At 63.4% G+C, this 20,558-nt stretch carries 11 protein-coding genes; 2 read left to right on the top strand and 9 right to left on the bottom strand.

Annotated features, from left to right (window positions below; translation table 11 throughout):
* Positions 1-12: 12 nt before the first annotated feature.
* Together QN397_RS14680 and QN397_RS14675 are read right to left on the bottom strand one after the other, a co-directional pair.
* On the bottom strand, positions 13-8,142 hold the full coding sequence (locus tag QN397_RS14680) for a filamentous hemagglutinin N-terminal domain-containing protein (protein WP_323496230.1): 8,130 nt from the start codon (positions 8,140-8,142) through the stop codon (positions 13-15).
* Between the two features lie 30 nt (positions 8,143-8,172).
* Positions 8,173-10,026: a ShlB/FhaC/HecB family hemolysin secretion/activation protein gene (locus QN397_RS14675; protein ID WP_323501261.1), complete on the bottom strand. Its 1,854-nt coding sequence runs from the start codon at positions 10,024-10,026 to the stop codon at positions 8,173-8,175.
* A gap of 217 nt (positions 10,027-10,243) precedes the next feature.
* Between QN397_RS14675 and QN397_RS14670 the strand changes: the two genes are divergently transcribed.
* Entirely contained in the window at positions 10,244-10,969 is a 726-nt protein-coding gene (locus QN397_RS14670; protein ID WP_323496228.1) for a response regulator transcription factor, read from the top strand.
* Positions 10,966-12,144 carry a FecR family protein gene (locus tag QN397_RS14665; protein ID WP_323501260.1) on the top strand — a complete coding sequence of 393 codons (1,179 nt, stop codon included), beginning with the start codon at positions 10,966-10,968 and terminating at the stop codon, positions 12,142-12,144. Before QN397_RS14670 ends, QN397_RS14665 begins: the two co-directional genes overlap by 4 nt.
* Here QN397_RS14665 and QN397_RS14660 read toward each other — a convergent pair.
* From QN397_RS14660 to nirD, 7 genes are all read right to left on the bottom strand, one after another.
* Complete coding sequence (locus QN397_RS14660) at positions 12,141-13,397, bottom strand: NAD(P)/FAD-dependent oxidoreductase (RefSeq protein ID WP_323501259.1); 1,257 nt, start codon at positions 13,395-13,397, stop codon at positions 12,141-12,143. The two genes, QN397_RS14665 and QN397_RS14660, sit on opposite strands and share 4 nt — an antisense overlap.
* A complete protein-coding gene (locus tag QN397_RS14655) occupies positions 13,394-14,179 on the bottom strand; it encodes a YaeF family permuted papain-like enzyme (RefSeq protein ID WP_323501258.1) in 786 nt (261 codons plus the stop codon). Before QN397_RS14655 ends, QN397_RS14660 begins: the two co-directional genes overlap by 4 nt.
* A complete protein-coding gene (locus QN397_RS14650) occupies positions 14,179-15,306 on the bottom strand; it encodes a sterol desaturase family protein (RefSeq protein ID WP_187051324.1) in 1,128 nt (375 codons plus the stop codon). The genes QN397_RS14655 and QN397_RS14650 overlap by 1 nt, the downstream gene beginning before the upstream one ends.
* Positions 15,307-15,406: 100 nt before the next feature.
* The gene (cobA, locus tag QN397_RS14645) at positions 15,407-16,210 is read right to left on the bottom strand and encodes a uroporphyrinogen-III C-methyltransferase (RefSeq protein ID WP_323496224.1); all 804 of its coding nucleotides are present in this window, start codon (positions 16,208-16,210) and stop codon (positions 15,407-15,409) included.
* A complete protein-coding gene (gene ybiB / locus QN397_RS14640) occupies positions 16,207-17,124 on the bottom strand; it encodes a DNA-binding protein YbiB (protein WP_323501257.1) in 918 nt (305 codons plus the stop codon). The genes cobA and ybiB overlap by 4 nt, the downstream gene beginning before the upstream one ends.
* An 83-nt stretch (positions 17,125-17,207) precedes the next feature.
* Positions 17,208-20,066: a molybdopterin-dependent oxidoreductase gene (locus QN397_RS14635; RefSeq protein ID WP_323501256.1), complete on the bottom strand. Its 2,859-nt coding sequence runs from the start codon at positions 20,064-20,066 to the stop codon at positions 17,208-17,210.
* A 39-nt stretch (positions 20,067-20,105) separates the two neighbouring features.
* Complete coding sequence (nirD, locus tag QN397_RS14630) at positions 20,106-20,531, bottom strand: nitrite reductase small subunit NirD (protein WP_323501255.1); 426 nt, start codon at positions 20,529-20,531, stop codon at positions 20,106-20,108.
* Positions 20,532-20,558 lie beyond the last annotated feature (27 nt).

Raw genomic sequence — 20,558 nt, 5'->3', positions numbered from 1 at the left:
TCTCCCGCTCGCTTATCGACCTGCTTGCGCGGTCAGGTCGACGGTCACTCGACGGTTCGGTTGCAGGCACTTGGTCAGCGCAGCCGTTGCTTCGGAGCCGGTGCAAACCATCACCGGCTCCGCCTCGCCTCGGCCTTCGGTCGTGATGAGCTTGCCATCCAGCCCGTTTTGAATCAGCAAGGCGCGCACGGTGTCTGCGCGCTTCTTCGACAGCGGCAGGTTGTACGCCGCGGTGCCCAAACGGTCGGCATGACCGATCACTTTAATGCCGACGATGCTGACGAAACCGCTGCGAATTTCATTCGCGAGCCGTTCGATCTTGGCTTTACCTTCAGGCAGCAAATCCTTCATGTCCGAGCGATCGAACCGGAACAGGCCGTCGGCACCGATCGACACGCGATGCGTTTCGATAGCGCCGGGACCAGGTCGTGCCACGACGACTTCCAGCGTAATTTCCGGGTTGGCCACTACGGGGAAGTAGGGCTTGGCGACGACGTTGCATGGACCTGCCGATCCGCCTTCAATCTCGCGACCGTTGAGCGAGCTGGCCAGGTAGGTCGGTACGGCGAAGTAGGACTCTGGTCCGTATTCGCCTGGCATGTAGCGCCTGCCGTACTGGTCGGCCCAGGCACACCCGCCATCTTCAGGCGTCTGCACCCACATGGCCGCTTGCAGCGTCGGCAAGATGCTTGGCGCAGCAGGCAGTGGCCGCGGAATACGCAGCGATGTCGGGGGAAACTCGAAGGCCGCGCCAGGCGTTGCAGGAGGTGCCGGCGGCGCGACGGCGAGCACCTGCTTGTAACGGACGTGGGGTGCGCTGCCGATGCCGGTGCCCGGCACGTAGCTCCTACCACCGGTGTCCGCCTGATAGCTCTGGTTCCATTGCTCGAAGGGTTGCGCTTCGGACAGCGTCACGCCGTTGGCCTGCAGGCCATTGAAGGCGACCTGGGTCGGCACCTGCGTGTAGCCTGCCGGCACTGCGCCGCCTGCGACTGCATAGATCGCCACGTTGCCGCTATTCGCATGGATGTTCAGGCCCGGCACGTTGTTGATGAACTGACCAGTGCCTGCAGCCCTGCCAGCCGTTTCGTCCGCGACGAGCGTCACGTTGCCATTGGCTGCCGTGATGCTGGTGCCGCCATTGAGCACGACGCTGTTGCCGGCCACGCCGATCAGGTCGCTGCCCGCATACAACGCGCCCGAAGTCGTCAGGTTTCCATTGTTCGTGCTGCCTGCAATCAGCGCCACATCGTTGTTGCCGCGAATGTAGCCAGCGTTGATGCTCGCCGTGCTGTCGATGGTCACGTCGTTGGCATCTTTCACCGAGTAGACACCGCTGCTCGTGGTGTTCAACAGCGTCACGTTCGAGCCCTTGGTCGTGTCGAAGCCGGATGCCGTGTTGAGCGTGCTGACCACAGCGACGATCGGGCTGGCTTGCGAGCCAGTCGCATAACCTGTGCCCAACGCTGCGTTGACCGTGGCGTTCATCGCGCCCAGGTTCACTGCGCCACCGGTGTCCGTCAGGTTGTACTGCTGCACACCCGTCGCAGGCGTCGTGATGGCCGCCGGGCCGGTGCGAACCGTCCATCCTCCTGCCACCACATTGCCGGTGTTGTTCACCAGGATCGCGTTGCCGGTCAGTTGCGCCACCGAGTAGCCGGTCGACTTGTTGCCCAGGTTCACGACGACATCCGTCACGCCCAGTGTGGTCAGCTGTGCCAGCACTGCAGGGCTCAGCACCGAGTGCAGATCGAAGTCCTTGCCGCTGCCGTAAGCGGTCACGGTGGCCGTGGTGCCGACGATCGCGAGTGCCGACGAATTGCCGGGCAGGGTGCCGATGACCGAGCCATTGAGCGTGACCAGACCGGCCGCATGAACGATACCGAGCGACGTGTCAATCGGCGCACCGTTCAGCGTGACGTTGCCGTTCGCGTTGAGGGTCGAGCCCGCCGTCATCGCGACGCCGGCGCTTTCGCTGGTGGCGGTGTAGTTGCCACCGGATAGGTTGGTGCCTGCAATATTCAGCGCAGTCCGATTGCGCAGATCGACGACACCGATGGTGGTGTCGCGCATGGTGTCGAACTCGGCATTGGCGGCCGTCAGGGTCGCCGCTGCGTTCTGCTGGATCAGGCCACCGGCGTTGATGCCGAAGTAGCCCGATGCACCGCTCGCGCCGGCCATATCCACCGCGCCGCGGTTCCAGAGCACGGCGTCGCCGGCGCTGGCCTTGGCCGTAAGCGTCAGCACGTTCAGGTTCAGGTCGTTGACGTTGTTGAAACCGGTCGCCGTGTTGTCGATGATGCCGCCACCGATTGCAGTGCCTGCTTGCAGATTGGCCACGTTGCCGATCACCTGTTCCTGACCCGCGCCGCCAAGACCGCTCGCGTTGACGATGCTGCCGCCCACGGCCGTGACGTTCACGGTGCCGGTGGTCTGTGCGTGCGTGCTCTTGGTGCTGTCGGTGCTGAGCGCGTTGAACACCACGTCTTGCGCACCCGTCAGGCTGATCGTGCCGCCGGTGGTGGTGCTGTCGAGATGCTGATCGATCGTCAGGTTGCCCGAGCGTGTTGCCACAGCGATGTTGCCGAAGGCGGGCGCCTTGCTGCCGACCGCCGTACTGCTCACGATGCCGGCACGCGTTAGCGGCGTGGTCGCGTTGTAAACGATGCCCCTAGTGCCGTCGAAAGTGATGTCGTTCACTTCGTTGTTGGTCTGAGGACCACCGACGATGAGCGCGCCGGTGTTGGTAACCGCGAATGTGCCCGTTGGCGTCTGGCCGCCAGCCAGCACGCCGGTGCGCGGTGTGCTGTCCTGCAGGCTGCCCGAAATGACGGCGACGTTGGTGTTGACGTTCACGCCGCCGCCTGCAACGAGCATCAGGTTGCCGGTGCCGGCTGTGCCGATGGTCTGGCTGGCCGTGATCATGTTGCCGGCAATCAACGTCGTCAGCTTGCCGGCGTTGTCGACCGGCACGGGCGCATTGATGTTCAGGTCGCGTGACGCTCCGATGGTCACGTTGCCTTGCGAAGCTAGCGTGCCGTTCGGTTCGACGTTGACGTCACGGTAGCCGAGCACCACGAGGTTGCCAGTGCCGGTCGAGACCTTGATTGCGCCATCGCGCACCAGGGCGCCGTTGCCGAAAGTCGTCGCTGCCGGGTTTGTGAAGATGTTCAGGTCGGCGGCATCGCCTTGCGCATAGCTCGGGCCTGCGGTCGCGTGGGCCGGTCCCGAGTAGATGCGCAGGTCACCGGTGTTGGTCGACAGCGTGCCCGTGCCGTAGCCGATGTCCCAGCCGTTGCCGCTGGCCGAGTTGTTGCCCGTGCCGGCTGCCAGCTGATTCAAGGTCGTCGGTCCGGTTTGCGTCCCGTTGAGCGTGTAGAACTGGCCCGACAAGTTGAGCGTCGTGTTGGTGCCGGCAACTGGGTTGCCGTAGTAATCGGCAGCCAGTGCGGCATTGACGGGAGTGTCGCCCGCCAGCGCGCCTGCCGTGCCGGTGGTCGCGATGGTCTGGTGCGCCGAGGTCGTGCCCGCACCCAGCGAGGTGTAGTTGGGGACGGTGCTGGCGGCGGCGGTCTGGTACCCGCCGACGACATAGTCCTGGAGCCCTGAACCGGACCACGGCGCGGCATTGATGCCCGCAAGTTGGGTGGGAATCGGCGCGCCCTCCTTGACCAGCACGGGCGTTGCAGTAGGGAGGAACGTGCCGACCGGAATGGGCTGGTACTGCTGCGCCAGCGGAAGTGGTGCGCCTAGTGCGTCGACGTTGCTGTAGTAGTACTGCAGCGCCGCACCGGCCGGCACGGTAAAGCCGCCGAGCGAGGCTTGCGTTGCGGTGCGGATCGGGTTGCCACTGGCCGTCACGGTATCGAAGTCGAAGCTGGGCAACGCGCCGGCCGTGCCGTACGAGACTTGCTGCCCGCGGGTCAGCGTCGTACCGACAGGGATGGCAACCCCGTTCAGGTCGAACAGGCCGGCGGGTGCCACCGTGTTGGCTTCGACCACCAGCACGCTCCGGAACACGGGCGTGATCAGGATCGGACCTGCGCTGCGCAGCGTGACGGCGCCTAGGCCGTCTCCACCGATTTCACCGTACACGCCGGTGTTGGTGTAGATCGAGTTGAGGTCTGCAACAACGGCGGTCGTTGCGCCTGGAGCGAGCGTTTTGCCATATTGCGCGTCTGCGTGGAAAGTGAGGCTGGCGCCGTTGGTGCGCGTCCAGTCGGTTGGCAAATCGATCTCGCCGCGGGCGTTGATCTCGATGTTGCCGGCTCCGGACGGAACTCGATCGAGCACTGTCAGGTTGTCCCTCTCATTGACCACCAACGTTGTTCCGGCCCCTGTAGAAGCGACGGACAAGACATTCGCGTCCATATTGACCGCGCTATCTTTCCCGGCGAGCAAGTAGAGGCTGTTGGGTGAGGTGATGGTGTGGTTGCCGGTTCGGATGCCTCCTCCACCGGCATCGATGCCGCCGTCGCTGTGGCCGAGCATCGTGTTGCCGTTGGTCGTCACGTCATTGAGCAGCACCACGTCATTGGTGGCGCTTGGCCGTTGCCTGATGATGAGTGGGGCGTAGCCCATCGCGGAGTAGGAGGCCGCTTGCACGACATTCAACGATTGCCCGTTCTCCATGAGCACCTCTGTGCCGTTGAAGCCGTTGATGCCGAAAGTCGGTATCGTGGGTGCTGTGGGGTCGGCGTAGCCGAAGGTCACGCCGCCGGCGCCAGTGGAACTCATGGCGCCGCTGTCGACGCCCGTGACCAGAGTGATGCCTGCACCCCCGCCCAGCTGTGGATTGATGCCAACCCGCAATACAGGATTATTTTCGAAAGTGAGCGTGCCCGTGTTGACGTCATTGTTGCCATCGCCGGCACCTGTGGTGTTGTTAACGCCCCCCGCTGACAATTGAACGCTGTATGACGTGATGTCCGAGCGAACCACGATTTTCGAGGCGCTGAGTTGCACCAGGCCGGGGAAGCTGATGTCGAATGCCATCCGGGAAATCGGGGAGTTCGCAGCGGTGGTAAGAGCGCCAAAACCGTGGACACCCATTGCGGCGCCTGCGGCACCGCCAGGGGTAATAGCGCCCAAGTTCAGGTCGGCGCGAGTTCCGCCAGCGCCAACCCCCGAATTGACCCAGATATACCTGCCACCGAGGTCGAGGTTTGCACCGCCGGGGCGGTTAAAAGTTCCTTCGTTATTGCCACTGCCGTCGCGGGTGGCAGTTTGCGTGCTGACCAATGTGGGATTGCCGGGAAAGTTGGGAGAGGCCGGCTGATCACTGAATGCCCCGGCGTTGATGGCAATCCATGCTGCATAGATTCCCGTAAACGCCATCGGAACCGCGACGTTTCGAGCGTTCACGTTGTATACGCCGCCAATGGTCTGGTAAGGCAGGGTGACATCGCGGAAGCCGTCCAAAGTGACATTCCCCAGCATCGTCGCGTCCCCCGGGCGTGTGACGAATGTCAGTCCGCTGGGCAGGTCGACACGTGCATCGATGCCAGCGGAGGTAGCCACGCCGGGCCCGCCTGGGTTGGCGCTGAACGGATTGCCCGCATAGTCGACGCCAGAGTACAAATACAGACTGCCTCCGCCTGTCAGCGTCGTCGTGGCGGGACTGTCGAAGCGCAACAAGCCCGGCTGGCTGGTCCACCCGCTACTGGTATAACTGTTGGCGACCACGCCCCCGGTATCGTATGCCGCCGCCGTCAAATTGAGCTGGGCGCCATCGCTCGACAGACTCTGGTTGACCTGGATATTGCGACCGGTCACGGTGATGCCGCGATTTTCATTGCCAGTCTGGTGGGTCGCGATCGCCTGGCTCAAGGTGACGTCGCGAAAGCCGTTCAAATCGAGTTCGCTGCGCACACCGCCCGCACCCACCAACTGAACAGTGCCCAGCAGATCGTTGCGATTCGCGCCCGCAAGACCTGAGGCGAGGTCAAGTAGGCCGAGGCCTGCGAAGGTCACATTGGGATTGAGGTTAATCAAGCCCTGCTGGTTTTGCCAGCCGTCCGCATTCAGATAGTTGTTGCTGGCGTCATAGTCAGCTGCATGCAGAACGGTTTGGGTGTCGCTGAGGTTGGCGGCCGATACATTGATCGTGCGAGCCTCCACTGCCAAGGCATTGCCAGCCCGGTTTGTGTCGAGGTTCACGGTGTCGAAACCGGCGATATTGACATTGCTGGGATTGCCAGGGACGTTGGTCGACATGGTCAAGTTGGTGCGGTTACCGCCAAGATCCTTGCCCGAGAGAAGAACGACCTGTCCGCTTGAGTTGACGTTGCCGGATCCGCCAAACCGAACCACGCCCGTGCCGTTTTTCCAATTGCTGACGTAGAGATCGCCGATGGAGTTCGAGAGAAAGGAAGTCAACGGATTGACAGCCGCAGCGGCCAATACGATCTGTCCCGCCTGCACGCCACTGTTGACATTGATATCGCGGCCGGCGGCGGCGAGTACCGCTCCAGCCGACACGTTGGCGTTGAAGTTCACATCGCGGTTCGCGAGGAAGAAAACACTGGGAGCGGCAGTGCCGGAATTGGCAATTGCCGCATTCACGTTGATGTCGTGATCGGCCTGCAGATTCAAAGTCGTATTGGCTGTCGAGTTCGCCAAGTCGATTGCATTGGCAATCGTGATGTCACCCACGCCGCCACTGCCGCCGCTGGTCTTGACCGTGACGCTGGCGGTTTGCAATGCAGTCGTCAGCGTGCCGATATTCAGGTTGGAACTGGTGGCCGGGTCATACGGGTTGGCGAAGGCGGTACTGTTCGCCGCATTGCTGATGGTGATGTCACTCGGGTCCAAAAGCAGTGTGCCGGTCTTTGCGCCCTCGCCACCGCGCAGGTCGGCCGTGCCATTGAACGCCAGCGTGCCCTTGCCCGACACTTCGGCGTCACCGCCGTTGCCGGTACCCGCGCCCTTGGCGCTGAGGTCGCCGTTGTAGCGTGTGGTGCCGTCGGCCCACACCACGACGCGGCCGCCGTTGCCTTGTGCCGTCGCGTCGGCGTTGAGCTTGACGCCCTGGTCGACGTAGGTGGCTTGCGCATTCGCGATGTCGCTTTCCTTGCCCTGGAATCCGCCACCGACGCGGATGCTGCCGCCCGCCGTGGTGCCCGATGCGTCGAGCGTCGTGTTGCCGAAGAGGCCGGTGTACGTTCCGGTCACGTCGATCTTGCCGCCCGTACCGTTTGCGTTGGTCGCGGTCAGGCCGGCGTCGTGCAGTTCGACCGTGCCCTGGCCGATGGCCACGATGCGAATCGAACCGTCGGCGTTGTTTTGCACACCCGTGGCGCGAATCGTGCCGCTGGTGTTGATGGCCAGTGCGCCCAGGTTGTTGTTGACCGCGGCCAACTGCACTTGTGCGGCTTGCAACGCGCCGGCACTGGTCAGTTCACCTGCATCGCCGGCATGCGGCGTCACGTTGAATGTGCCGTTCGACAGCGTCACGTCGCTTGCCGCGACGAGGTTGATGGACGAGCCGGCCGTCAGGGCCGAACCTGCCGCCACGGTGAGCTTGGGCGCGATCAGCGTGATCGGGCCGCTGGCGCTTTCGATGCGGCCGAGCACGGTGATCTCACCGCCCTGCGCACCGCTGAAGTTGAGCGCGCCGCCCGCCATGAAGGCGCTGTCGCCGACGTTCTGGGTGCTGGCGACGAAGCCGCCATTCACGTTGACCAGCCCGTTGGCGCCGACGACGATGCCGTTCGGGTTGATCAAAAACACCTTGCCGTTGGCAAGCAGGCTGCCGTCGATCTGCGTCGGTAGGTTGCCGGTCACGCGATTGAGCAAAGCGGCGTTGACGCCCGGTTGGTTGATCTGAACGGTCTGGCCGTTGCCGATGCCGAAACCTTGCCAGTTGATGATCGCGCGGTTGGTGGTCTGGTTGATGGTGGTGAGGTTGCCGCCACCATTGATGGTGGCACCGCCATTGACGACTTGTCCGCCGAAGGGCGCCGCCATGGCACCGCTGCACAGAAGACCGACTGCCAATGCGATCGCGGCGATGCGAACGATGCCGCCACCGCCTTCGGTGCTGCCACTGGCGCCTTTGGTGTGTGAAGTGGCGGTTTCGCTGACGGCGACGAACTGGCCGCGGGCCTTGCTGAAAATGACGCGATGGATGTGCTTGTTCATGATCTTGGTCTCAATAAATTTGGGGGGTGTTCAGAAAGCGACCTGCAAGGAGCCGTTCCACAGCCACTTGCGGTCGTTGTCCATGCCGAAGTGGCGGCGCGCGATGTCGAAGCGCAAGAACGAGTGCTTCGACGTTTCGACGCGGAACCCCACGCCATGCGAGACCAGGTTGAACTGACTGCCCGTCTTGTTCAGGTCGGCGTTGTATTCCCGCGTAGCGTTCCAGCTACGGCCGGCATCGAGGAATGCGAGCGCGTACCAGAAGGCGGTTTGGTTGCCGAGCGTGAAGCTCTGGCGCGGGCTTTGAAGCTCCAGTGAGCCGGTGATGCCGGCGTCGGCGGTCAGCGTGTCGTTGTAGTAGCCGCGTACGCCACCCATGCCGGAGAGCGTCATGCGTTCGCTCGAGATAAGCGGCTTGCGTGCCAGTTGGCCATTGAGGGTGGCGCCTATCGACCAGTCGCCCGGTAATGCGAAGCTGCGGTTGTAGTTGCCGTTCAGGCGCCAGTAGCTCGAGCTCGCATTGGTGCGCGATGCGTCGAAGGTTCGATCGTCATTGCGATCGACCACACCACCAGGCGACAGCGTCAGCCGCGTGTAGATCTGGCTCGCGCCCATGCTGTCTTGCCAGGCACCGCGCCACGCGGCGTAGCCCTGCAGTACCTTGGGTGCGACGTTGGAGACCTGCTCCTGGTTGAAGGCCAACGCGTTGCCGATTCGCTTGTATTCGGCGCCGAACGATGTCTCGCTCGCCATGTTCTTGCCCCAGTCGAGCCAGCCCGGCACAGTGAGTTGCGGCACCAGCCATTCGAGGCTCGCGATCTGGTTGTCGCCATTGGCGCGGAAGGCGCCTTGTTCGAGCAGCACATCGCTCTTCGACAAGTCCAGACGCGCGGTCAGGCGTTGCCTGTTCTCGAGCGGTATCTGGTAAGCCAGACTGTGGTTGTGGAATGCGCTGTAGTTGCCGGCGGTCGTCAGCGTGTAGTCGAACTCATGATCGAATTTGCCGAGAAAGTTGCCGACGTTGACGCCTGCGTGGTAGCGGCCCTGGCCGGTGACGCGCGTGCCGCCGTTGTCGGCGCCGACGAAGTAGCGCACCGGCTTGTCGTCTGCGGTGTTTAGCACCAGGTCGGTGGTGCCCGCTGCGGTGCCGGGCTTGAACTCCGGTACGGCGGTGTAGTGCCAGCTGCTCTGGCTGTTGAGCTGTGCGAGGTCGTCTGCGATGACCTTCAGGTCGACCGGTTGACCGGCTTGCAGGCGAACGCGGCAAGTGAAGTCATTGGCGTCGTGGTGTTTCTGGCCGATCGCCGTCACATTGCCGAGCAGCGCGGGCCGTACGACGACGACAAGAATGCCATCGCTGGTGACTTGTTCCGGGAAGAACACATCGGCGAGGTAGCGGCCTTGCTCGTTGATGAGCTTGACCACTTCGGTTACGACACCTTGCGTGAGCGTGGCGTCGACCGGGCGCCCGATGAAGTCAGTTACACGGGCGCGCAACAAATCCGTTGGCAGGAGTTCCGTGGACACCGCGCTCTTCACGCGGGCGGCAGCTGCCTCGGTCGTTGCAACTTGAACCAACTGGGCACGAAGCGCTTGCACTTCTCCGGCGGATTGCGTCGACATGGTGACCGCTGGCACCGCATCGGCGCTGGGCCGGCACAGAGCGCGTGCAGCTGCGGCAGTTGCCGTCGGTGAGCTCACCTCGGCACGTTCTTGCGTCACGAACAGCAGGCCACGCAGCACGGGTGCCTTGCGCGCAACTTGCGATGCAGCAGACTCGGCCGCTGCTTTCGTTTTGTCGGGGACGGCTTGCGCTTGTGCGCCCCCGGCGCAGGCCGCGGCCAGGCTCAAGGCCAGCAGGGATGAAGTTCCAAAAATATGCATGGTGGTTCTCGCTGAGAGTGGCGCTTGCCACGGTGTGTTGTTCGACGCATTCGTTGTGCGGTGTCGCAGTGTCTGGATGTATCGATCTATCAGCGCGTGAACTAATGCGGCCCCGGTGAGTGCTGGTGAGCAATTTCACAATTGCGACGAACCTCCTCTACACGATCGGTGACTTATCTCCGTTCTGCATTGAGGTGCCGATGCAAAAATGACTTTTATGCGCATTGCCCTTCTCGAAGACGACCCATCCCAGTTGGTTCACCTCGCCACCACACTGGAGATGCAGTTGAGCGAGCGCGGTCTTCCGGTGCGCTGCGTGATGTTCCAGTCCGGTCGTGCATTGCTTGAGGCCACACGCACCGATACCTTCGATCTCATGGTGCTCGACTGGTCCGTGCCAGACCTAGACGGCATGGCGCTGTTGCGGTTGGTGCGGCGTACCGGTGGCCTCACGATGCCCATCCTCATGCTCAGCTCACGCGGGCGCGAGCAGGAGGTGAGTGCGGCATTGGCCGAGGGCGCCGACGACTATGTGGTCAAGCCTTTTCGACCACACGAATTGAGTGCGCGGGTCTATCGACTGCTTGCACCTTTCAGGACCAGCGAAAACGAAGGCCTGCAATGGGGTCGATGGACTTTCAACGTCGGAGCGGCGAGTGTGCAATACGCGGGTGCTGACGAACCGATCGAACTTCGTCCTTCGGAATCGAAACTGGCACTTGCACTGTTTCGACACTCTGGACGCGCGGTATCGCGTGACTATCTTCTCGAAGTCTGCGGACTGGCGGATGATCTTTCCGGGTTGCGCGCACTCGAAACCCGTATCTACCGTCTTCGCCAGAAACTGGCACTCAACCAGAAGAGCGACACGCGAATCCAGGCCGTCTACGGCATTGGCTATAGGCTCGACGTCGACGACTTCGTTGGGACGCCCGCTCTATGAATCGCGGCACCCTGATCGCGCTGCTGATGGCTGTCAGCGCAGCCTCCGCCGTCGCACAATCTTCGGTGTCTGAAAGGGTATCTGCAAAGACAGCAGACAAGCCATCTGCCGGCATCCTTTCGAATGTCGTCGGTTCCGTCGAACTCGTGCACGAAGGTCGCATCGACCGCGTCAATGGCGGCGAGAAGATGCTTCCTGGTGATGTGTTGTCGACCGGCGCCAGTGCCTTCGCCATGCTGCGTTTCGAAGACGGAAGTCGCGCGCTGGTGCCGTCTGACAGTCGGGTGCAACTTCTGGTGTCGCAGCGTCAACATATGCGACTCAAACTCCTTGCAGGTCGCGTCGAGTCGCGCGTGACACCGGTTGCGCAGCGCGCCTACGAGATCGAGACGCGACGTGGTGTGCTCGGCGTACGCGGCACGCATTTCGTGGTTTGCGATGACGGCGACCGTATCACCCTGGATGTGATGCAAGGGGCTGTTTCTGCATTGACCACAGCACCTGCCGCGCAACCCGCGCTAGTGCTTGGCGGCTTTGGTGCAAAGCTCACGGCAGATTTCTCCGCGGAGACGCGGGCCTTGTTGGCGGCGCCCGTTTTTGAAGAACGCGACGGCGTACTCGTCGCGCGAGACACGCGTCGCGTGACTGCGCAGCCGGTATCCAACGCTTCGGCATACCAGCTTCAAGTCGCTAGCGACGATGGCTTCGAGCACTTGCTTTGGGAACTGCAGTCGCTGGCCCCGACGTTCACGTTGCCGCATCTGCCGGCTGGCTTCTATCACCTGCGCATGGCAGCGCTCGATGTCGATGGCTTCGAGGGACTACCAGGGCAAACATTGGCTTTCGTGCCGCGTGACAGCACGTTGACCAGCCGCGTCGATGTCGCAGCCGATGGGCGGCAAGTCCTGGCGTGGGAGCCGCGGCAGGCTGACCGCCGCTATGTGGTCGAGCTGGCACGCGACCCACAATTCAACTCGCTCGTGACGCGTCGTGCGGGAGTGAATGGCAATGGCCTCGTGCTTTCGGACCTGCCGCCCCGTCATTACTGGTGGCGCGTGGCGGAAGAGCAGGGCGGAGTAGCTTCGGCATTGATCGACTGGACAATCAACGAAGTCGATGTCGTTGCGCCGGCAAAACAGCCGCATCGCTCACCGGCCGCAACGGACAAACCCTAAAGCGCGTGGGCGCATGCATGGGCGCTGGCCCACGCCCACTGAAAGTTGTAGCCGCCCAACCAGCCAGTGACGTCGACCACTTCACCGATGAAATAGAGGCCGGGCTGTTTCGACTCCATGGTTTGCGAAGAAAGATCGCGTGTGTCGACGCCGCCTGCAGTGACCTCGGCCTTCTTGTATCCCTCGGTTCCGCTTGGCGTGATTTGCCAGCGTGCGATTCGCTGTGAAAGCTCTGCGATGGCCCGGTCAGGTGCCTCGTTGATCGGCCGTTGCAATGCGGCTTCCTGACCCACCCACGCATCTGCCAGACGCGAGGGCACCAGCGATGCAAGTTCGTTCACCGTGCGACGTTTGGAGCGCAACTTGGCATCGCCGAGTGCTACGGCGATGTCGACGCCCGGCGCGAAGTCGAGCGTGAGTGGCGCGCCCGGCTTCCAGTAGCTCGAAATTTGCAGCACGGCGGGGCCTGATAGCCCGCGGTGCGTGAAGAGCAGATCTTCGAGAAACGCGATGCGTTCTTTCTTGGTGCCGGTTTCGATGCGCACCGGCAATGCCAACCCGGCCAGTTCGGCGTACGGCGCCCACGCTTCGCCGCCAAAGGTCAGGGGCACCAACGAAGGTCGCGGTGTGACGACGCGGAGGCCGAATTGTGTGGCGAGTTGATAGCCGAAGTCGCTCGCGCCGATTTGCGGGATCGACAGTCCACCGGTGGCAACGACCACGCTGGCCGCGTCGATGGGCCCGCGATCCGTCTCGATGCGGTAGCGGTTTGCGTCGATGCCTTCGCTGCCGTCACTGCCTTGGCTGCGTTCGGCGACTTCTTGCACCTTGCAAGGCTGCCAACGCGCAACGCCACCCGCAGCGCATTCAGCCAACAGCATGTCAATGAGCTGCTGCGAGGAGCCGTCGCAAAACAACTGCCCTTTGTGCTTTTCGTGGAATGCAATGCCATGCCGCCGCACGAGATCGATGAACTGCTGCGGCGTATAGCGTGAAAGTGCCGAGCGACAAAAGTTGGGGTTGTCCCCGATGAAGTGACGCTGCGGTGCACGTACGTCGAGATCGCGGTTGGTGAAATTGGCCCTGCCACCACCGGAGATGCGGATCTTTTCTGCCACGCGTTCGCTGTGGTCCAGCAGCAAGACTTTGAGCCCGCGTTGCCCTGCGATGCCGGCACAGAAAAGACCGGCTGCGCCGGCGCCGATGACGACGACGTCGAAGCGCGAGGCGCCCGGCGAACTCGACGCGCTCACCGGGTCGTCGCCCCATCGGCGGTGATCGTCGGCGGCGGGTTGTATTTGAGGTGACCGATGTACCGCAACGGCTTGCTCGACGCCACCGAGGGCACGTCGCCTTCGCGCATATGCAGCAAGTCGGCCGGGCTGACCCAACGCGGGTCTGTCGTCGTGATCGGCAGGCCAGCCTGGTTGTAGGCCTCCAGCACGAACTGCGAACAGAAGAACTGGTCGTTGCGACTGGCGCCGAGCTGAACCGTCGCGAAGCCGCTGACGCAAAAACTGCGCACGGCACCTGGAATCAGTGGAAGCTCACACACCCGACGGTTCAGCACGAAAGGCGCGTCGAGCATCACGCCGACCGTGTTGTAGCGCGTGCCGACCTGCGAATGCGACCAGGCGCGCAGCTTGTCGACGTGCGCACCGGTGACGCCTGGCAGGCGGAAGGCGACGACCATCTGCTCGTCGTCGACCAGCGCGTCGAGGCCGCGCTCTCGTACGCCCGTGCCGACAGCTTCGGCCACGACGCCGTCACCGAGGTACAGCACCGCATGACTCACAGGGGAAAAAGTGCCGAGCCGGATACCGAACGAACTGACCGTGGCAACCGAGGTCAGGAGGATGTCGCCGGGTTGCAGCGCATCCGCCTTGATCAGCTCGCCTCCGTTGCCTGGCGCGATGGCCGAGTTCTGCATGCGCACGCGCAGGCCGGCTTCTTTGGTGGGCAGGTCGATCTGCGACGCGCAGGCGGAAAGGAGAAGAGCGGCTGCACCGACCGCAATCCATCGAGCGGGGCCCATCATCCCTTCCACACGAACGGGAACTTCAGCTGCTTGAAGAAGCCGTTCGGCACGTAGTCGCCCACCACGCCATATTGCTCCGGCCACAGCTTGGTGCTCTTCACGGCGGTACCGAAGAAGTAGTCGAGAAACGCATAGTGCGCCGCGTAGTTCTTGTCGATGGCCTCATCGTCCTGGGCGTGATGCCAGTGATGAAAATTGGGCGTGACGATGAGGTAGCGCAGTGGCCCCAGGCGCACGCTCACGTTGCAATGGTTGAACACCGCCTGGAAGCCGACGATGACGATGTATGCGTCGATCACTTCTTTTGAGAAGCCCAGCACGTAGATCGGTGCCAGCACCAGCGTGCGTGTGATCAACAACTCGAGGATGTGTTGCCGCGAGCCCGCCATCCAGTCCATGCTCTTCACGCTGTGATGCACCGCGTGCAGACGCCATAGCAGCGGCACCTCGTGATAGCTGCGGTGCGTCCAGTACTGGACCAGGTCGGCCACCAGCACGATCAGCAGCACGCCAGCCCAGAAGGGCAGGTTGGCGATCCAGCCGCGAAGGCCGTCGTTGGCAGCCCAGCCGAACAGCTTGTGCACCAGCAGGTTGGTTGCGAGCAGCACGAAGCCAACGATCATATGGTTCACCACGAAGTGGTGAAAGTCGGTCTGCCACTCTTCACGAAAGATCGGCTGGTCCTTGCGATGTGCGAATAACTTCTCGATGAAAATGAAGATCAAGGAGGAGCCGAGCAAATCGAGGATGAACCAGTCGAGCCCGATGTAGGGCGTGTGATCCGGAAAGTTGCTGTCGACCGGCACCTTGTTGCCGCCCAGCAGTGCGGCCGCGACGATCAACAAGAAGGCGCCCGACGACAGCCAGCGCGAGCGATTGAAGATGATGTTCACCAGCGCCATCCCACCTGAGATGACCATCGCCGCCAGCAGGATGAAGCGCATCACGTCGACGTTGTAGCTTTTGCGAAGCTCGGGCGTCGTGAGGTACTGCGGGAAGTGAAAAGCCAGCACGCCCAGAAAGCAAAGGATGCCCAGGCTCAGTGCAACGGTGCCTGTAACAAGGCCCCTGCCGCGCTGCAGTTGCCCGTGGCTTGCGGTGAATTCGTTCAGTTTTTCGAGCATCCCTACCCTCTTGGCATTGTTGTATGAGTGGCCGGGATTTTAGTTGGCCGACTTCTGTCTCGACGCCGGACCGACCCTGCGAACAGCCTAGTTCAGGCGGTCAGGTGCCGAATTTGTCGCGCTCCGGCAAAGCGACTGCCGCCGCTGCGATGCCTTGCAATACATTGCCGACGACGATAACCGACGGGCTCGCGAGGCCGGCGTCGGCGATACCTGTGTGCAGCCCGCTCAACGTCGTCACGATGTGCCGTTGCTGGGGCAAACTGGCGTGCTGAACGACCGCAACGGGCGTCTCGCCCGGCAGGCCTTCGAGCAATTGCCGTTGGATGTGCGCAGCGCCCGCCACGCCCATGTAGATCACCAGCGTGAGGCGCGCGTTGTGCGCCATCGCAGCCAGCGCCCGCCAGTCGGTCGGGTCGTCCGCAGCACCGGCGCCGGTCTTGGCATGGCCGGTGACGAACACCACGCCTTGCGCGTGATCGCGATGGGTCAGCGGCACGCCCAACGACGTCGCAGCTGCGAGGCCGGCGGTGATGCCGTTGACCACCGTGCATTCGATGCCCGCTTCACGGAGGTGCTGGACCTCTTCACCGCCCCGGCCGAAGATGAACGGGTCGCCACCCTTCAGGCGCACGACGGCTTCGCCTTCGCGCACCGCCGTGATCATGAGCTTTTCGATGAAGGCTTGGGGCGTGCTCTTGCAACCGCCGCGTTTGCCGACATGGACGATGCGGGCACCGGGCCGCGCATAGCTCAGGATCGCGTCGTTGACGAGGTCATCGACGAACAACACCGTCGCCGCGTGGATCGCCTTGACCGCTTTCAGCGTGAGCAAATCGGGATCGCCCGGGCCGGCGCCGACCAGGGTGCAACTGCCTCGATACGAATGGGAAAGTGAGTTCATGGGCTGTTCGCCAGTTGTTGAGCCAGTTGCTTGATGTGTTCGACCTGCCGGGCGATTGCCATGGGCAAAGGCAGCGTGCCTGCCAACACACGCCGCGTGTAGTCCGCCGTGGTGTCGATGTCGATCTCCTTCGGCAGACCTTCCACCTCGCTCAGCGTGCCAGCCTGTTGCTCCTGCATTGCGATGCGCTGGCCCCTGATGAAGCCGTCGACCTGCGCAGTGCGGCGCGGATCGGCCACGCTTTCGCCTTCGAGTCCGCGCGACAGCAGGGCGCTCGTGCCGGTCAGCTCGAAGGTCGAGGCCATCGACTGCGCATATTCCGGATGGGTGTAGCTGGCGATCACGATGCACGAGCCCGCTGTCGGCTGCATCAGCTTGACGACGCTGTGTGCCGGGTTGCGCAACCCGACGACGCGACGCACGTCGAGCAGTCGTTTGAGGCCGGTGCTCAGGAGTTCGGTCGGTGCGAATGCAATCTCTCCCTCGCCGATCTTTCCTACGACCGTGATCGGATTCGTGCCCAGCGCCGCAAGCACGTTCGATGTGAGCACGCGTGTCGATTCGGTGGCCGCACCATGCAGCAGCACCGGCAAACCTTCGCGCGCCAGCAGCAGCGCGAGCAGCGGCGTCAGCACCGGTAACTTGCGCGCGCCGTTGTAGCTGGGCAGCACGATGAGCGGCAGGTCGCTCGCGGGGAAAAGATCGAGCCGTGCATGCGTGGCGTCGAGAAAGCCGGCCATCTCGTCCGGCGTCTCGCCTTTGATGCGCATCGCGAGGCAGAAGGCGCCGACTTCGAGGTCGGTCACGGTGCCGTCCAGCACCTGTCCGAACAGATCGGTCGCCTGCTCGCGCGTGAGTGGCTTGGCGCCTCGCGCGCCGCGGCCGATTTCCTTGATGTAGTGGCTGATTCCCATGGGTGCACCCATTGTCCCGCAAGGCTTATGCCGAAACTCGAAGGGGCTTATGCGGTTATTGAGGGACTGAGCGATGGACAGGCTCACGGCACGGCTTCTGCAGTGTCGGGCGTGGTGGCACGCACCATGCGCTTCAGCTCGGGCAGGCATGAGCCGCAGTTGGTGCCGCATTGCAGCGCCCCCTGCAGCGACGCCAGTCGTTCGGCATCGGTGCCCACGCAATGCCGCAGCCTGTCGCCGATGGCAGTTTCGGTCACGCCGAAGCAGCTGCAGACGACTTTGCCACGCGACGCCACTTCGACCGGCGGGGTCGAGCCCGGCCGCAACAACTGGCGACCGAAGGCTTGCGCCGGCAACTGGTCTTGCAGCAATGTCTTGATCCAGGTCTCGGCCCGGGTGTCGCCGCCTAGCAAGAAACCTTCGAGCCTGGCCTCTTCGTCGTTGGTGCCGGTGCGCACCAGACGCACGGTGCGGCGCTGGCCATGGCGGGCGTCGGCGTAGCGCAAGGTGTCGGGGCTCGGCAATGCGAGCAAGTCTTCGATTTGCTCAAGCACCGCATCGGGCGCGGCTTTGAGGTCGGCCGCGCGGAATAGGATGCCGGTGCGCTCGGCCGTACCCGACGTCAACGCACCGCCGGCACCGAACGGCACGCAGCTCGCAAAGGCAAAGCTCGCCATCAGGTCGCGCAGCGCACGTTCGGTCTCTAGCGCGCGATCATCGGGCAGCCAGGCGATCGCGAGCAGTGTCCACGGCAGCTCGGCCTTGGCGATGCGGATGGCCGCGTGCTTGAGTTCAGGCTGCTTCGAGTCGGGGCAATAGGCCGGGCTGGTCAGCGCGTTGATGCCGGCCAATCGCTCACCGGTTGGCGATCGACCGCTAAGGTATTCCTGGCCCCAATGCATCGCCACGAACGACTGGCTCAGACCGACCTCGGCGCTGGCTTGTGCCGGCAACACGAGCGCGCCGCGCCGCGAAGTGAGCTGCACCAGATCACCGTCCTTCAGCTGACGCCGCGCCATGTCTTGCGCGTTCATCTGCACCACGGGTTCCGGCACGTGGCCGAAAAGTCGACCGAGCGTGCCGGTGCGGCTCATGCCATGCCATTGATCGCGCAGCCGCCCGGTGTTCAGCGAGAACGGAAAGCGCGCCTCGCGTTGTTCGGCTACCGGCTTGTAAGGCGTGTCGACGAAGCGCGCCTTGCCGTCGGGCGTCGGATAGATGCCGTCTTCGTACAGCCGCACGCGACCGACCGATCGGCCTTCAGGCAACGGCCATTGCTGCGGCCCTAGCGCATCGAGCATCTTCCAGTCGAGGCCGGTGATGTCGAGGTCGCGACCGCGCGTCGATTCGCGATGCTCGTTCCAGATCGCTTCGGCGCCGGCATCGTCGCCTGCCAGCGAGTGCTGCAGCGGGTAGGGGAACAGCGTGGTGGTGGAGCGCCTGGGCAGCCGCACTTCGAGCCGTTGCGCGAAGTCGACCACCGCCGACCAATCGTGACGCGCTTCGCCGGGCGCCGGCACTGCGACGCGCACGCGAGAGATGCGGCGCTCGCTGTTGGTCACCGTGCCGGTCTTCTCACCCCAGGTGGTCGCAGGCAACAGCAGGTCGGCATAAGCGCAGGTGGCGGTGGTCGCAAAGGCTTCCTGCACGACAACGAACTCGGCGCGTTCGAGCGCACGCCGGACGGTTGCCTGGTCGGGCATCGACTGGGCCGGGTTGGTACAAGAGATCCACAGCGCCTTGATCTCGCCATCGGCTGCGGCCTCGAACATTTCAATGGCGGTCTTGCCGGGCCTGGCGGGCACTTCGTTGCCCTCGCTCAGGCCCCACAGCGCAGTGACTTCAGCCCGGTGTGCTGCGTTAGCAAGATCGCGGTGCCCGCTCAGCAGATTGGCCATGCCGCCGACTTCGCGCCCGCCCATTGCATTGGGTTGTCCGGTCAACGAGAACGGCCCGGCACCGGGCCGGCCGATCTGCGCAGAAGCCAGGTGCAGGTTGATGAGCGTCGCGTTCTTCGCGGTGCCTGAAGACGATTGATTCAGCCCTTGGCAGTACAGGCTGAGGGTCGCGGTCGAGGTCGCGAAGAGGCGCGTCGCTTCGAGCAAGGCGGTCTTGTCGATGCCGCAAATTTGCGCCACCTTGTCGGGCGTGCAGTCGCGCGCGGTGGCCTTGAGCGCGTCGAAGCCGTTGGTGTGCGCAGCGATGTAGTCGGGCTTTGTCCAGCCTTCCCACAACATCAGGTGCAGCATGCCGTGGAACAACATGACGTCGGTGCCCGGCTGGATCGCCAGGTGCAGATCGGCGATCTCGCAGGTGTCGGTACGGCGCGGATCGACCACGACGATCTTCATCGCCGGGTTGGCGCGCTTGGCATCCTCGATGCGGCGGAACAGGATGGGATGCGCCCATGCCGTGTTGCTGCCGACGATGAACAAACACTGCGCGTCGTTGAAGTCGTCGTAGCAGGCGGGCGGCGCATCGGAGCCGAGCGTCTGTTTGTACCCGGCCACCGCGCTGCTCATGCAAAGGCGCGAGTTGGTGTCGATGTTGTTGGTGCCGATCAGGCCCTTGGCCAGCTTGTTGAAGACGTAGTAGTCCTCGGTCAGCAACTGGCCCGAGACATAGAAGCCCACCGCATCGGAACCCTGGTCGCGAATGACCTGGGCGAACTTGTCGGCTGCGGTGTCGAGCGCCGCCTCCCAGGTGATCGGTGTTGCAGCTTGCCCGCGCACGAGGCGTTGCATCGGCTGCAACAACCGGGTCTGGCGCGTCACTTCCGCTGTCGCAGTAAGGTGCAATGTCGAGCCCTTGGTGCACAGCCGGCCGAAGTTGGCGGGGTGGTCCGGATCGCCACGCACACCCGTGACCTGCGCGCCATCGGACTCGATGATCACGCCGCAGCCGACGCCGCAGTAGGGGCAGGTTGACCTTGTTTCTTTCATTCCTGGCTCTTGCCGCCTCTTTGCGTGTCGAGGCAACATTCAAGCGCTGTGCGGCGTCTGAACATCGAACGTCCCGTCACCGATAGCGCCGGCCGTTGCGGCCCCCGGGCCCGCACGCGGCGCAGTCAAATCCAGCGCATGCGTCGCCAACTCTTGCGCATCGAGCATCACCTGCCCGCCTTCGACCTTGCACGCGAATTTCGGCACGCATCCTTCGTCGGGCTGACGCGCACAGCCATTGTCCAGGCCGATCGTCCAGTTATGCAGTGGACACGCCACGCTGGTGCCGAACACTATGCCTTGCGACAGCGGACCGCCCTTGTGCGGACAGCGGTCGAGCAGCGCGAAGACCTCGTCCTGGCTGTTGCGAAAGACCGCGACCGCCACACCGACCGGCCGCACCACGCGACGCGATCCCAGCACAGGAATCTCGTCGACGCGGCAGATGAATTTCCATTCGCTCATGGGTTGCTCTCCTTCGGTGCGTCGGAC

The sequence above is a fragment of the Variovorax sp. RTB1 genome (assembly GCF_035018765.1).
Classification (GTDB): Bacteria; Pseudomonadota; Gammaproteobacteria; order Burkholderiales; family Burkholderiaceae_C; genus Variovorax.
The sequence above is the reverse complement of the archived record's forward strand: the minus strand, read 5'-3'. Positions and strand labels throughout refer to the sequence as shown.

Coding starts and splice junctions, on each gene's coding strand:
- QN397_RS14680 (WP_323496230.1), bottom strand. CDS start 8,142: ATGAACAAGCACATCCATCGCGTCATTTTCAGCAAGGCCCGCGGCCAG.
- QN397_RS14675 (WP_323501261.1), bottom strand. CDS start 10,026: ATGCATATTTTTGGAACTTCATCCCTGCTGGCCTTGAGCCTGGCCGCG.
- QN397_RS14670 (WP_323496228.1), top strand. CDS start 10,244: ATGCGCATTGCCCTTCTCGAAGACGACCCATCCCAGTTGGTTCACCTC.
- QN397_RS14665 (WP_323501260.1), top strand. CDS start 10,966: ATGAATCGCGGCACCCTGATCGCGCTGCTGATGGCTGTCAGCGCAGCC.
- QN397_RS14655 (WP_323501258.1), bottom strand. CDS start 14,179: ATGGGCCCCGCTCGATGGATTGCGGTCGGTGCAGCCGCTCTTCTCCTT.
- QN397_RS14650 (WP_187051324.1), bottom strand. CDS start 15,306: ATGCTCGAAAAACTGAACGAATTCACCGCAAGCCACGGGCAACTGCAG.
- cobA (WP_323496224.1), bottom strand. CDS start 16,210: ATGAACTCACTTTCCCATTCGTATCGAGGCAGTTGCACCCTGGTCGGC.
- ybiB (WP_323501257.1), bottom strand. CDS start 17,124: ATGGGAATCAGCCACTACATCAAGGAAATCGGCCGCGGCGCGCGAGGC.
- QN397_RS14635 (WP_323501256.1), bottom strand. CDS start 20,066: ATGAAAGAAACAAGGTCAACCTGCCCCTACTGCGGCGTCGGCTGCGGC.
- nirD (WP_323501255.1), bottom strand. CDS start 20,531: ATGAGCGAATGGAAATTCATCTGCCGCGTCGACGAGATTCCTGTGCTG.